This is a genomic window from Streptomyces sp. NPDC029152 (assembly GCF_055564355.1).
Map to the genome: position 1 here is coordinate 231,648 of NZ_JBVHWR010000007.1, position 12,880 is coordinate 244,527.

11 protein-coding genes are annotated in these 12,880 nt (G+C 72.0%); 5 read left to right on the forward strand and 6 right to left on the reverse strand.

Annotated features, from left to right (window positions below; translation table 11 throughout):
- Positions 1-98 precede the first annotated feature (98 nt).
- Positions 99-1,088, forward strand: coding sequence for a TerC family protein (locus tag ACZ4V6_RS17305; RefSeq protein WP_467827852.1), 990 nt, complete (start codon positions 99-101; stop codon positions 1,086-1,088).
- A 196-nt stretch (positions 1,089-1,284) separates the two neighbouring features.
- A complete protein-coding gene (locus ACZ4V6_RS17310; RefSeq protein ID WP_467827854.1) occupies positions 1,285-2,385 on the forward strand; it encodes a calcium:cation antiporter in 1,101 nt (366 codons plus the stop codon).
- Between the two features lie 25 nt (positions 2,386-2,410).
- Here the strand turns inward: ACZ4V6_RS17310 and ACZ4V6_RS17315 are convergent, their stop codons facing one another.
- Positions 2,411-3,457, reverse strand: coding sequence for a S66 family peptidase (locus ACZ4V6_RS17315; RefSeq protein ID WP_467827857.1), 1,047 nt, complete (start codon positions 3,455-3,457; stop codon positions 2,411-2,413).
- Positions 3,458-3,560: 103 nt separating this feature from the next.
- On the opposite strand from ACZ4V6_RS17315, the gene aroQ reads away from it, so the two are divergent.
- On the forward strand, positions 3,561-4,034 hold the full coding sequence (aroQ, locus tag ACZ4V6_RS17320; RefSeq protein ID WP_467827860.1) for a type II 3-dehydroquinate dehydratase: 474 nt from the start codon (positions 3,561-3,563) through the stop codon (positions 4,032-4,034).
- A gap of 188 nt (positions 4,035-4,222) precedes the next feature.
- Here the strand turns inward: aroQ and ACZ4V6_RS17325 are convergent, their stop codons facing one another.
- Positions 4,223-4,879 (reverse strand): MBL fold metallo-hydrolase, encoded by a 657-nt coding sequence (locus ACZ4V6_RS17325; protein WP_467827861.1) that lies wholly within the window; start codon positions 4,877-4,879, stop codon positions 4,223-4,225.
- Positions 4,880-4,945: 66 nt separating this feature from the next.
- Complete coding sequence (locus tag ACZ4V6_RS17330) at positions 4,946-5,632, reverse strand: maleylpyruvate isomerase family mycothiol-dependent enzyme (RefSeq protein ID WP_467827864.1); 687 nt, start codon at positions 5,630-5,632, stop codon at positions 4,946-4,948.
- A 223-nt stretch (positions 5,633-5,855) separates the two neighbouring features.
- On the opposite strand from ACZ4V6_RS17330, the gene uvrA reads away from it, so the two are divergent.
- Positions 5,856-8,867, forward strand: coding sequence for an excinuclease ABC subunit UvrA (gene uvrA / locus ACZ4V6_RS17335; RefSeq protein WP_467827867.1), 3,012 nt, complete (start codon positions 5,856-5,858; stop codon positions 8,865-8,867).
- A 194-nt stretch (positions 8,868-9,061) separates the two neighbouring features.
- On the opposite strand, the gene ACZ4V6_RS17340 is transcribed toward uvrA, so the two are convergent.
- Positions 9,062-9,970 carry a carbohydrate kinase family protein gene (locus tag ACZ4V6_RS17340; protein WP_467827869.1) on the reverse strand — a complete coding sequence of 303 codons (909 nt, stop codon included), beginning with the start codon at positions 9,968-9,970 and terminating at the stop codon, positions 9,062-9,064.
- Complete coding sequence (locus tag ACZ4V6_RS17345; protein ID WP_467827872.1) at positions 9,967-11,046, reverse strand: LacI family DNA-binding transcriptional regulator; 1,080 nt, start codon at positions 11,044-11,046, stop codon at positions 9,967-9,969. The genes ACZ4V6_RS17340 and ACZ4V6_RS17345 overlap by 4 nt, the downstream gene beginning before the upstream one ends.
- Positions 11,047-11,276: 230 nt before the next feature.
- Between ACZ4V6_RS17345 and ACZ4V6_RS17350 the strand changes: the two genes are divergently transcribed.
- A complete protein-coding gene (locus tag ACZ4V6_RS17350; RefSeq protein WP_467827874.1) occupies positions 11,277-11,699 on the forward strand; it encodes a Rieske (2Fe-2S) protein in 423 nt (140 codons plus the stop codon).
- Between the two features lie 25 nt (positions 11,700-11,724).
- On the opposite strand, the gene ACZ4V6_RS17355 is transcribed toward ACZ4V6_RS17350, so the two are convergent.
- On the reverse strand, positions 11,725-12,690 hold the full coding sequence (locus ACZ4V6_RS17355) for a hypothetical protein (protein WP_467827876.1): 966 nt from the start codon (positions 12,688-12,690) through the stop codon (positions 11,725-11,727).
- Positions 12,691-12,880 lie beyond the last annotated feature (190 nt).

Sequence of the window (12,880 nt, forward strand, 5' to 3'; positions counted from 1 at the left end):
GCTCCGCGCGCGCCTCGCGCACCGGACGCCCGGGTGGAAGAGACCTCCGGCAGCGACGACGCTGACATCTGCCGTGTGACGTACTGCCGGAGGCGCAAGTGGAAGTTTCCATGGCCCTGTGGGTCCTGACCATCGTGGGCCTCGCCGCCCTCATCGCGGTCGATTTCTTCATCGGCCGCAAGCCGCACGACGTGTCGATCAAGGAAGCCGGGATCTGGACGGTCGTCTGGATCGCGCTGGCGGGTCTCTTCGGACTCGGGCTCCTCGTCTTCGGCGGTGGCCAGCCCGCCGGCGAGTTCTTCGCGGGCTTCATCACCGAGAAGTCCCTGAGCGTCGACAACCTCTTCGTCTTCGTCCTGATCATGGCGAAGTTCGCGGTGCCCTCGCAGTACCAGCAGCGAGTGCTCCTCGTCGGCGTCCTCATAGCCCTGGTCCTCAGGGCCGTCTTCATCGCCGCCGGAGCCGCGATCCTCGCCAGCTTCTCCTGGGTGTTCTACCTCTTCGGCGCCTTCCTGATCTGGACCGCCTGGAAGCTCATCCAGGAGGCCCGGGCCGATGAGGAGGACGAGGAGTTCGAGGAGAACAAGCTGCTCAAGGCCGCCGAGCGACGGTTCGGCGTCGCCGACCGGTACCACGGCACCAAGCTGTGGATCGAGGAGAACGGCAAGCGCGTCATGACCCCGATGCTGGTCGTGATGCTCGCGATCGGCACCACCGACGTCCTGTTCGCGCTCGACTCCATCCCGGCGATCTTCGGCCTGACCCAGGACCCGTACATCGTGTTCACGGCCAACGCGTTCGCCCTGATGGGTCTGCGCCAGCTGTACTTCCTCATCGGCGGCCTGCTGAAGAAGCTGGTCCACCTCTCGTACGGCCTGTCGATCATCCTGGGCTTCATCGGTGTGAAGCTGGTGCTGCACGCCCTGCACGAGTCCGGGGTCCACGTCCCCGAGATCAGCATTCCGGTCTCGCTCGGTGTGATCTGCTCGGTCCTGATCGTCACCACGATCACCAGCCTCCGGTCCTCCCGGAAACAGGCGGAAGCGGCGGCTGCCCGGGACGAGTCGAAGCACGACGTCGGGGCCTGACCCGCGCAGGGCGGGCCGTGGGGCGGCGCGGGACCCCACCGGGAGCGGCGAGCGGCGCGGAGCCGTCCGCCGCTCCCGGCGCCGGTCGGGAGGGGGAGGCTCCGAGAGGGGCCCCGAGCGCGGGCGCCGACCGAAGACGTTCCCCGTCCGTGTGACCGGGCGTGCGGGGTCCGTTCACCTCTGCGACGATCGTTGCATGCTCACTCGGCCGAGGGCGCTGCTCGCACAGTGGACGACCGTCGTGCCCGTGGTCGGGGTCGTGCTGCTGGTCCTCACCTGGGGGCGCGACCTGCCCGGTGTGGTCGTGGCGCTGCTGACCGTCGTCCTCGCGCTGGCCGTCCTGGCCGCCGTGCACCACGCGGAGGTGGTCGCCCACCGGGTCGGCGAGCCCTTCGGCTCCCTCGTCCTCGCCGTCGCCGTCACCGTCATCGAGGTCGCCCTCATCGTGACCCTGATGGCCGACGGCGGGGACAAGAGCGCGACCCTCGCCAGGGACACCGTCTTCGCGGCCGTCATGATCACCTGCAACGGCGTCGTCGGGCTCAGCCTGCTCGTCGCCTCCCTGCGCCACGGCACGGCGGTGTTCAACCCGGAGGGCACCGGCGCCGCCCTCGCCACGGTGGCGACCCTGGCCACGCTCAGCCTGGTGCTGCCGACGTTCACGACCAGCGCGCCGGGCCCGGAGTTCTCCACCGTCCAGCTGACCTTCGCGGCACTGTCCTCGTTGGTCCTCTACGGGCTGTTCATCACGACCCTGACCGTGCGGCACCGCGACTACTTCCTCCCCATCACCCGGCAGGGCGAGGTGATCACCGTCGAGGACCACGCCCACGCGCCGTCGAGCCGTACCGCGCTGGTCAGCCTGGGACTGCTGGCCCTGGCACTGATCGGCGTGGTCGGGCTGGCGAAAGGGGTGTCACCCACCATCGAGGACGGGGTGGACGCCGCGGGACTCCATCACGCCGTCGTCGGCGTGATCATCGCCCTGCTGGTCCTCCTCCCCGAGACCATCGCCGCCCTGCGCACCGCCCGCCGCGACCGGGTGCAGACCAGCCTGAACCTCGCCCTCGGATCCGCGATGGCCAGCATCGGACTGACCATCCCGGCGGTCGCCCTGGCCTCCGTCTGGCTCCCCGGGCCGCTGGTCCTGGGCCTCGGCCCCACCCACATGGTGCTGCTCGCGCTGACCGTGGTGGTGGCCTCCCTGACGGTCGTGCCGGGACGTGCCACACCCCTGCAGGGAGGCGTCCACCTGGTGCTGTTCGCCGCCTATCTGGAACTCGCGGTCAACCCGTAGCGGACGCGGCGCCCCGCCCGGCGGGTCAGTACGTGACGACGATCCGCCGGGCGGGACCGTCGACGCGGACGATCCCGCCGTAGGGGACGACGAGCTGCGGATCGGTGTGACCGAAGTCCACGTCGAAGACGATCGTGGCGTCGGGAGCGTAGGTCCGCATCGCGCGCAGTACCGCCTCCCGCTGCTCCGCCGCGTAGCGGGCGGCCTCCTCGGGGCTGTTGGGCCGGTCGAAGGACCACGTCTTCGGGCGGCCCATCAGCAGCGCGGAGAAGGGACGGAGCAGGCCGCGCTCGCCCATGTTGCGCAGGATCCGGAAGACCTCCTCGGCACGCGGCATCTCCTCGGAGGTCTCCAGGAGCAGCACGCCCCCCTCGTACTCGGCCGGGTCGCGCGCGACCTCGCGGTCGGCCATCAGCAGCCAGGAGAGGATCTCCAGGCAGCCGCCCCAGCTGCGTCCCTCGACCACCCGGTCGGCGTTGACCCAGGACCAGCCCGACCCGGGCCGGGTCTGCGGTTCGCTCTCGAAGGTCGCGGGATCGGCCCAGTCCCGGTTCACGTCGTTCCAGCGCTCGGCGGGCCGCAGTTCGTACGGGCCGGACGTGAACAGCGCGGCCCGCAGGGAGGCGGCGGTCTGCGGGTGCATGGCACCGGGGCGTCCCAGCTCGCACATGACGCCGGCGCCGTGGTAGGCGACGATCCCGGTGTTGCGCAGGTAGGCGAGCAGGTTCGTGTTGTCGCTCATGCCGAAGAACGGCTTCGGACAGGCCCGCAGCAACTCCCGGTCCAGGTGCGGCAGGACGGTGATCTGGTCGTCGCCGCCGATCGACGCGAACACGGCCTTGACGCCCGGGTCGGCGAAGGCCGCGTGGATGTCGTCGGCCCGTTCCCGCGGTGTCGAGCCCATCTTCCGGGTGGCCGGATACTCGACCGGATCCAGACCGAACTCCTCGCGCAGCCGCTCCAGGCCCAGCTCGTAGGGGCGCGGGAACAGCCCGGGCAGTCCCGACGCGGGCGATATCACCGCGACGCGGTCTCCGGGCGAGGGCTTGGGCGGGTACGTGATCGTCGGCATGCGCGGAGGATATGGCCGGCCGTGCCGCCGGCGCACCGTGATAAACCGGGTCCGAGCGCCGGTCGGTCGAGGACCGCCGCACCCCGAACGGACCGGAGGAACCGTGCCCCGCACCCTGGCCAACGCCCCGATCATGATCCTCAACGGGCCCAATCTGAACCTGCTCGGCCAGCGTCAGCCGGAGATCTACGGCTCCGACACCCTCGCCGACGTCGAGACCCTGTGCGTCAAGGCCGCCGCGGCACACGGCGGCACGGTCGACTTCCGCCAGTCCAACCACGAGGGGGAACTGGTCGACTGGATCCACGAGGCACGGCTGAACCACTGCGGGATCGTGATCAATCCCGCCGCCTACTCGCACACGTCCGTCGCGATCCTGGACGCGCTCAACACCTGCGACGGGCTGCCGGTGGTGGAGGTCCACATCTCCAACATCCACCAGCGCGAGCCGTTCCGGCACCACTCCTACGTGTCGCAGCGGGCCGACGGCGTGATCGCGGGATGCGGTGTGCAGGGATACGTGTTCGGCGTGGAGCGGATCGCGGCCCTGGCCGGGGAGGGGCGGGCCGCCACCTGACGAGCCGGGGCCGCCGGCCGAGGGCGGGGAACGGAAGGCCGGCGGCCCGCGCCGCCCGGGAGCCGTCGTCCCGGGCGGGGCTGCCTCCAGTGGACCGCCCCGTCCCCGCGGTACGACAGCGCGCACGGGGGGTCGTCGCGGGCGAACGCGTCACACGGGGCGTGCACGGGGGGCGCACACGGAGGTGTTCACCATCCGCGCGCGCGCCACTCCGGCAGATGCGGACGCTCCGCGCCCAGGGTGGTGTCGTTGCCGTGCCCCGGGTAGACCCACGTCTCGTCCGGGAGGACGCCGAAGACCTTGGTCTCGACGTCGTGGATCAGGCTCGCGAACGCCTTCGGGTCCTTGAAGGTGTTGCCCACACCGCCGGGGAAGAGACAGTCCCCGGTGAACACGTGCGGATGCCCGTGCGGGTCGTCGTAGACGAGGACGATCGAGCCCGGTGTGTGCCCGACCACGTGGCGCGCGGTGAGTTCCACCTGTCCCACCCGGATGGTGTCGCCGTCGTCGACCAGCACGTCGGTGGGCACGGGAATGCCCTCGGCGTCGTACCGGCCCGCGTGGGTGCGGGCGCCGGTGGCGGCGACGACCTCGGCCAGCGCCTGCCAGTGGTCGCCGTGCCGGTGGGTGGTGACGACGGAGGCGATGCCGTCGTCACCGATCGTGCCGAGCAACGCGTGCGCGTCGTTCGCGGCGTCGATCAGCAATTGCTCGTCGGTGGCCCGGCAGCGCAGCAGATAGGCGTTGTTGTCCATCGGGCCGACCGCGAGCTTGGTGATCATCAGGTCCTTGAGCTCGTGCACGTCGGCGGGGCCGCCGACCCTCACCTCTCCGCTGTAGGTCATGTCGGCCAGCCTAGCGCCGGGAGGCGGTCCGCAACCGCCTCCACGACCGGGCTCCCGCCTCCCCGGCTACAGCGGCGGCAGCGCGGGGAGCGTGCCCCCGTCCACGGTCAGCGCGGATCCGTCGCGCCGTCCGGCGAGCCAGCCCAGCAGGCCGGCGGGGGCGCCGGTGACGGTCACCTCCTGTCCGCCCTCCTCGCGGCCCGTGCGCCACGCGCGCGTGCCGTCCGTGAGGCGCACGGGCGGCACGTCCGGGTGCCCGGTGAAGCGGGCCGCCAGGAACGCGATCTCGCGCTCGGTGAACTCCTCCGGGAGGTCCTCCAGCTCGTAGCCGATCCCGAGGTCCACGTGGTGCAGCTCCACCTCGGCCCAGCGCCGGAACGGCACCCGGGACGCCGAGTCGGTGACCCCGTTGCGCAGCGCGACCGTGCGCGACCAGTCGGCGGGGGCGGCGCCCGCCTCCTGGAAGCGGGCCGCACTCTCGCGCAGGTCCGTGAGCTGCGCGTCCAGGGGGCGCGGGGCGTCCCGCTCGATGTCGGCGTCGCGGGCCTCGGCGGAGAGGTACATGGGGCGGCCCTCGAGGACGTTCACGAGGGCGTCCGCGTTGCGGGCGAGGTGGGCGAGGACGTGGCCGCGGGTCCAGCCGGGAAGCCGTGACTGGTCCGTCACGCCCGCGTTGTCCAGTTCGCCGACCGCGAGCAGCAGTCGCTCGGTGGCGTCCTGTACAGACGCCAGGTCACGCGCGTGATCAATCATGCCGCCGACCTTAGACCGCACCACTCCTTCGGGTGAAGGAGGCGGACGATCCCCGTAAATCGAATACGCGTGCTATATGGTCGAGTGCGGCGTCGGGCATGCTGGAAAGTCGGGGTTTGTTGACAACCGGTGAATCCGACCGGCGTTGTCAGTGGCTCCCCCTAGTCTGAGGAAGACGGGGGCCCCGCCCCTGTCACTTCTCTCAAGAAAGGTGCGGACCGGCGTGGCCGACCGTCTCATCGTCCGTGGCGCGCGCGAGCACAATCTGAAGAACGTCTCGCTCGACCTGCCTCGCGACTCGCTCATCGTCTTCACGGGCCTGTCCGGGTCGGGCAAGTCCTCCCTGGCCTTCGACACGATCTTCGCGGAGGGCCAGCGGCGCTACGTGGAGTCGCTCTCCTCGTACGCCCGGCAGTTCCTCGGCCAGATGGACAAGCCGGACGTCGACTTCATCGAAGGCCTCTCCCCGGCGGTCTCCATCGACCAGAAGTCGACCTCGCGCAACCCGCGCTCCACGGTCGGCACCATCACCGAGGTCTACGACTACCTGCGCCTGCTCTTCGCCCGCATCGGCAAGCCGCACTGTCCCGAGTGCGGCCGGCCCATCTCGCGCCAGTCGCCGCAGGCCATCGTCGACAAGGTCCTGGAGCTGCCGGAGGGCAGCCGCTTCCAGGTGCTGTCGCCGCTGGTGCGCGAGCGCAAGGGCGAGTTCGTCGACCTCTTCGCCGACCTGCAGACCAAGGGCTACTCCCGCGCGCGGGTGGACGGCGAGACCGTCCAGCTCTCCAGCCCGCCCACGCTGAAGAAGCAGGAGAAGCACACCATCGAGGTGGTCGTCGACCGCCTCACCGTGAAGGACTCCGCCAAGCGCCGCCTCACCGACTCCGTGGAGACCGCGCTCGGCCTGTCCGGCGGCATGGTCGTGCTCGACTTCGTCGACCTCCCCGAGGACGACCCCGAGCGCGAGCGCATGTACTCGGAGCACCTGTACTGCCCGTACGACGACCTGTCGTTCGAGGAGCTGGAGCCCCGCTCCTTCTCCTTCAACTCGCCCTTCGGCGCCTGCCCCGACTGCTCGGGCATCGGCACGCGCATGGAGGTCGACCCGGAGCTGATCGTCCCGGACCCGGACAAGTCCCTGGACGAGGGCGCCATCCACCCCTGGTCGCACGGGCACACCAAGGACTACTTCGCCCGCCTGATCGGCGCCCTCGCCGAGGCGCTGGGCTTCCGTACGGACATCCCGTTCGCGGGACTGCCGCTGCGTGCCCGCAAGGCCCTGCTGAACGGGCACAAGACACAGGTCGAGGTCCGTTACCGCAACCGGTACGGGCGCGAACGCCGCTACACCACGGCCTTCGAGGGCGCCGTCCCCTTCGTCAAGCGCCGGCACAGCGAGTCCGAGAGCGACGCCAGCCGCGAGCGCTTCGAGGGCTACATGCGCGAGGTGCCCTGCCCCACCTGTGAGGGCACCCGCCTGAAGCCGCTCGTCCTCGCGGTCACCGTCATGGGCAAGTCGATCGCCGAGGTCTCGGCGATGTCCATCAGCGACTGCGCCGACTTCCTGGGCGAACTGAAGCTCAGCGACCGGGACAAGAAGATCGCCGAGCGCGTGCTGAAGGAGGTCAACGAGCGGCTGCGCTTCCTGGTCGACGTCGGCCTGGACTACCTCTCGCTGAACCGGGCGGCCGGCACGCTCTCCGGCGGCGAGGCCCAGCGCATCCGCCTGGCCACCCAGATCGGCTCCGGGCTCGTCGGCGTGCTGTACGTCCTCGACGAACCGTCCATCGGCCTGCACCAGCGCGACAACCACCGGTTGATCGAGACCCTCGTCCGGCTCCGCGACATGGGCAACACGCTCATCGTCGTCGAGCACGACGAGGACACCATCAAGGTCGCCGACTGGATCGTCGACATCGGTCCCGGCGCCGGTGAGCACGGCGGCAAGGTGGTGCACAGCGGCTCCGTCAAGGAGCTGCTCGACAACGCCGAGTCGCAGACCGGCCTGTACCTGTCGGGCAGGAAGGCCATCCCGCTGCCCGAGGTGCGGCGTCCGCGCGACCCGTCCCGGCAGCTCACCGTGCACGGCGCCCGTGAGAACAACCTGCAGGACATCGACGTGTCCTTCCCGCTGGGTGTCTTCACCGCGGTGACGGGCGTCTCCGGCTCCGGCAAGTCGACGCTGGTCAACGACATCCTCTACACGCACCTCGCGCGGGAACTGAACGGCGCCCGCAACGTGCCCGGGCGGCACACGCGCGTGGACGGCGACGACCTCGTCGACAAGGTCGTCCACGTCGACCAGTCGCCCATCGGCCGCACCCCGCGGTCCAACCCGGCGACGTACACCGGCGTCTTCGACCACATCCGCAAGCTGTTCGCCGAGACGACGGAGGCGAAGGTCCGCGGCTACATGCCCGGCCGGTTCTCCTTCAACGTCAAGGGAGGCCGCTGCGAGAACTGCGCGGGCGACGGCACGATCAAGATCGAGATGAACTTCCTCCCGGACGTCTACGTCCCGTGCGAGGTCTGCCACGGCGCCCGGTACAACCGGGAGACCCTGGAGGTCCACTACAAGGGCAAGTCCATCGCCGACGTCCTGAACATGCCGATCGAGGAGGCGACCGACTTCTTCGAGGCGGTCCCCGCGATCGCCCGGCACATGAGGACGCTCAAGGACGTCGGCCTCGGCTACGTCCGGCTCGGCCAGTCCGCGACCACCCTGTCCGGCGGTGAGGCGCAGCGCGTGAAGCTCGCCAGCGAGCTGCAACGCCGCTCCACCGGCCGTACGGTCTACGTCCTGGACGAGCCGACCACCGGCCTGCACTTCGAGGACATCAGCAAGCTGCTCACCGTCCTGTCCGGCCTGGTCGACAAGGGCAACACGGTCATTGTCATCGAGCACAACCTCGACGTGATCAAGACCGCCGACTGGGTCGTCGACATGGGTCCCGAAGGCGGCGCCGGCGGTGGCCTGGTGGTCGCCGAAGGCACGCCCGAGCAGATCGCCGCCGTTCCGGCCAGCCACACCGGCAAGTTCCTCAGGGACATCCTCGGTGCCGACCGGGTCAGCGACGCGATCCCGGCGCAGGCCACGCGCAAGGCGGCGAAGACGGTGGCGGCCAAGGCCACCGCCAGGAAGACGGCCACCGAGAAGATCGGCACCGCCGCGGCGAAGAAGGCCGAGACCACCAAGCCCGCCGCGAAGAAGACGACGCGGTCGAGCAAGGCCTGACGGGCCCGGCGGGCGTCCGGCGCCCATGCGCAGGACCCCGGCACACGGACGCGCCGTGCCCCACGGAAGGAACCGTCGGACACGGCGCGTCCGTGCGTCCGGAGCTCAGGCGCCCGCCGCGGCACCGCACCGGACCGCCTGACGGGCGCGGCCCGGTGCCCCGCGGGGCCCGTACGGCCGGGGCCCGCTGGTCCTCAGAGAGCCACCTCGTGGGCGTACGGAGGCTCCGCGCCCGCGCGCGAACAGGTGACCGCCGCCGCGCGGGCGGCGAAACCGAGCAGGCCGGTCCAGCCGTCGGGCCCCAGCGAGGCCACCGCGCGCTCGGCGAGCGCGTCCCGCACCGCGAGGCCGTGCAGCAGGGCCGCGTTCACCGTGTCGCCCGCGCCGATGGTGTCCACCACCTCGACCCGTTCGCCCGGCACCGTGTACTCGCCCCCGTCACGGGTGAACGCCGTCAGCCCCTCACCGCCGCGGGTGATCACCACCGCCGCCGGACCGGCCGCCAGCCACTCCCGGGGGGTGCCGCCGAGCCACTCGGCGTCCTCCGCGGACAGCTTCAGCAGCGACACCGACGGCAGCCAGCTCTTGAACCGGGCCCGGTAGGCGTCCGGATCCGGGATCAGTCCCGCCCGGATGTTCGGGTCGAGCGCGGTGAACACGCCCCGCGCGGCCGACTCGCGCAGCAGTTCCTCGTACGCGCTCGCCCCGGGCTCCAGCACCAGCGAACAGGTGCCGAAGGACACCGCCCGGGTGCCCGGGGGCAGCGTGGAGGGCACCGTGAACAGCCGGTCCGCGGTGCCCTCCACGTAGAAGGAGTACGCGGCCGAGCCGTCCGCGCCGACCGTGGCCACGGCGAGCGTCGTCGGCTCGGCCCCGCGCTGCACCGGCGACACGTCCACGCCGGTCTCGCGGAGCCGGTCCAGCAGCGCCTCGCCGAAGGCGTCGTACGACACCCGGGAGCAGAAGGCGGCGGGGGAACCGAGGCGGCCCAGCGCGACGGCGGTGTTGTACGGGCCGCCGCCGAGCGCCGGGCGCAGCGCGGCGAGGGCGCCCGTGCCCTGCGGTACCAGGTCGATCAGTGCCTCACCGGCGACGACGATCACGGGAGGGTCCTTTCGTGGGCCTGTTCGGACTCGTGGGCCTGTTCGGAGGCTTGCCGGGGCTGCTCGGGGCAGCCGCACGAGGTGCGGTGGACGAAGGCGCAGGGCAGTCGCACGGTCCTGGCCGGCCGGTCCGGCGCGGCGAGGCGCTCCAGCAGCAGCCGGACGGCTCGGGCGCCGATCTCCTTGCCCGGCTGCGCGACGGCGGTCAGACGCGGTGCGAACAGGTCCGCCCAGGCGAAGTCGTCGAAGCAGCACAGAGCGAGGTCGCCGGGCACGGACAGACCGCGGTCCCGCAGGGCGCGCAGCGCGCCGAGGGTCATCGCGTCGTTGGCGGTGACCAGCGCGGTGGGCGGCGTCGGGAGGGACAGCAGGGCCGCCGTGGCCCGTTCGCCCCCGGCCCCGTCGGAGTCACCGTGCACCACCAGCCGCTCGTCGTACGGCAGCCCGGCGGCGGTGAGGCCGTCCCGGTACCCGGCGATCCGCTCGCGCGTCGTGCTCCACCCCGGCCGGCCCGCGACCAGGCCGATGCGGCGGTGGCCGAGCCCGGCGAGGTGGCCGACCAGCCCGCTGGTGGGCCCGGCGCTCTCCGCGCACACCTGGTCGAAGCGGAGGCCGCTGCTCTCCGGCACGTCGACGACCCGGTCGAGGAGCACGGCGGGCACCCGGTGGCGTGCCAGGTAGGCGAGGAGTGCGCCCGGATCGGCGGAGGGCGCGACGATCACGCCGTCCACGCGCCGTTCGTGCAGCAGCCGCACGACCGCGAGTTCGTGCCCCGGGTCGTCGTGCGGGTCGGCGACGAGCAGGCTGTAGCCGTGCTCCAGGGCCCGGGCCTCGACGCCCTGGAGGATCTCCGTGAAGCAGGGATTGCCGATCGCCGACACCGCGAGCCCGAGGGAACGGGTCCGGGAGGTCACCAGGGACCGGGCGAGGGTGTTGGGGGTGTAGCCGAGCTCCTCGACGGCGTCCAGCACCGCCTGGCGGGTGTGCGGCAGCACGGGACGGGTGCTGTTGAGGACGTGCGAGACCGTCGCCACGGAGACCCCGGCGCTCCGCGCGACGTCGGCCATGGTCGCCATCCGAGCGTCCCCTTCCTCCGTATGTCCCTCGTGCGTCCCTCGCACCGCCTGGCGTGCTCCCCGCCGCCGTGCTGCCGGGGAGCGTAACCCGTCCCGCAGTCGGCGTAAACGCTTGCGCAAGCGTTTACGCCGGTCGGTGCGGTGCCTTCCCTCACGGCGACCCACCCGGACGGGCGCCCGGCACCGCCGGATATCGTCGCCCTGCACACCCCCGACCAGTGGAGATCCCCATGCCCGGCCGCCCCGTCCCGAGCCGTCGTACCGTCCTGCGCTCGGCGGCCCTCACGCCCGTCGCCGGGCTCGGCCTGGCCGCCTGCTCACCGGGTGACGACGGCGCGGCCGCACAGCCGACCGCGCCCGTCGACCTCGGTACGGACGGCGAGGTGGCCAAGGGCGCCGTCAAGCTCTACCGGGACCAGAACGTGGTGGTGAGCCGCGCGGACGACGGCTCCCTGAAGGCCTACAGCACGGTCTGCACGCACGCGGGGTGCCCCATCAGGAAGCTGGAGGGGACCAAGCTCGTCTGCCCCTGCCACGGCAGCGAGTTCGACGCCCGCACCGGCGAGGTGCTGCACGCCCCGGCGACCGTGGCGCTCATGGAACTGCGCGTCGACGTGCGGCAGGGCCGGATCGTCGCGAGCCCCGAGACCTGACCGCGCACGGGCCGGCCGCGCCCGCTCACTCCCAGTCCCACGCGATCCCCAGCATGCCCGGCCGCACCCGCGCCTCGACGAGGTGCACCGAGTGGTGCGGCCCGCTCATGGCCAGCTCCCGTCGGCCGCCGCGCGGCGCCGCCGCCGAGTGCTGCGTGAACCGCCGGCAGCGCACGGGCGTGGCCGCCGCGTCGAACCCCACCTGGAGCGCGTACTGCCCGCCCGCCGCGCCGAACGCGCGGACGTACTCGTGCGACACGCCCGCGGTGCCGTCCTCGACGCCGTAGCGGAAGAGATAGGTGTCCCCGGCCCGCAGGCGGGTGCCGAAGAGCAGCTCCGCCACCAGCACACCGGTGTCGTGGTGGGCGCGGACGCGCCCCGTACGGCAGTTCTCCAGTGCGTGGACGGCCATCCGCGCGGGAGCGCACCCCGGGTCGCCGTGGTGGACGGCGACGAAGCGGTCGACGCCGTCCCGGTGGGCGCGGACGATGTGGTGCGACTCGCGCCCCGCCAGCTCGCGCCGAGCTCCGATCCGGACCCGTTCGTGGTGCCCGAGGGTGTGCAGCCCGTCGTCCGTGGACGGGTGGCCGAGTTCGCCCAGCAGCCGGCGCAGGACGCCCGAGGCCTCCACCCGGGCCCGGTAGGAACGCACCGGGCGTCGCTGGGCCGACGCCTGCTCGCCGGTCTCGGCGAGCAGGCGTATCAGCGACTCCTCGGGCAGCCGGAGTATCTCCTCCAGGGCTCGCACGGCCCGCAGCGACTCCGGACGCTGCGGACGCCGGGCGCCCTGCTGCCAGTAGCTCAGGCTCGTGACGCCCACGGTCACCCCGTACCGCGACAGATGGTGCCGGACGCGCTGCAGAGGCATTCCGCGAGCGGCGATCGCGGCGCGCAGGGCGACGTGGAACGGGCCACCGCGCAGCACCGAGTCGAGTTCCGCGGTGTCGGCGTCCGCGGTGGCGGCGTCCGCGTGCTGTGTGGCGTGCGGCATGCAGGGGCCTTTCTGTGAATGTTCACAACGGCTGGTCGGACCGTTCGGCGTGGATCCGCCGGGGCCCGCCCCCGGTCGCGGCGCGGGGGAGGTCCTCACATCCGTACGCCGCGCTTCAGGGCCCCGAGTTCCCCCGCATTGAAGCGTGTCGGCCCAGCCCCGACAACACCCGAAGCCGGACCGCGGCGCA

Coding starts and splice junctions, on each gene's coding strand:
- ACZ4V6_RS17310 (WP_467827854.1), top strand. CDS start 1,285: ATGCTCACTCGGCCGAGGGCGCTGCTCGCACAGTGGACGACCGTCGTG.
- ACZ4V6_RS17315 (WP_467827857.1), bottom strand. CDS start 3,457: ATGCCGACGATCACGTACCCGCCCAAGCCCTCGCCCGGAGACCGCGTC.
- ACZ4V6_RS17325 (WP_467827861.1), bottom strand. CDS start 4,879: ATGACCTACAGCGGAGAGGTGAGGGTCGGCGGCCCCGCCGACGTGCAC.
- ACZ4V6_RS17330 (WP_467827864.1), bottom strand. CDS start 5,632: ATGATTGATCACGCGCGTGACCTGGCGTCTGTACAGGACGCCACCGAG.
- ACZ4V6_RS17345 (WP_467827872.1), bottom strand. CDS start 11,046: ATGGCGACCATGGCCGACGTCGCGCGGAGCGCCGGGGTCTCCGTGGCG.
- ACZ4V6_RS17350 (WP_467827874.1), top strand. CDS start 11,277: ATGCCCGGCCGCCCCGTCCCGAGCCGTCGTACCGTCCTGCGCTCGGCG.
- ACZ4V6_RS17355 (WP_467827876.1), bottom strand. CDS start 12,690: ATGCCGCACGCCACACAGCACGCGGACGCCGCCACCGCGGACGCCGAC.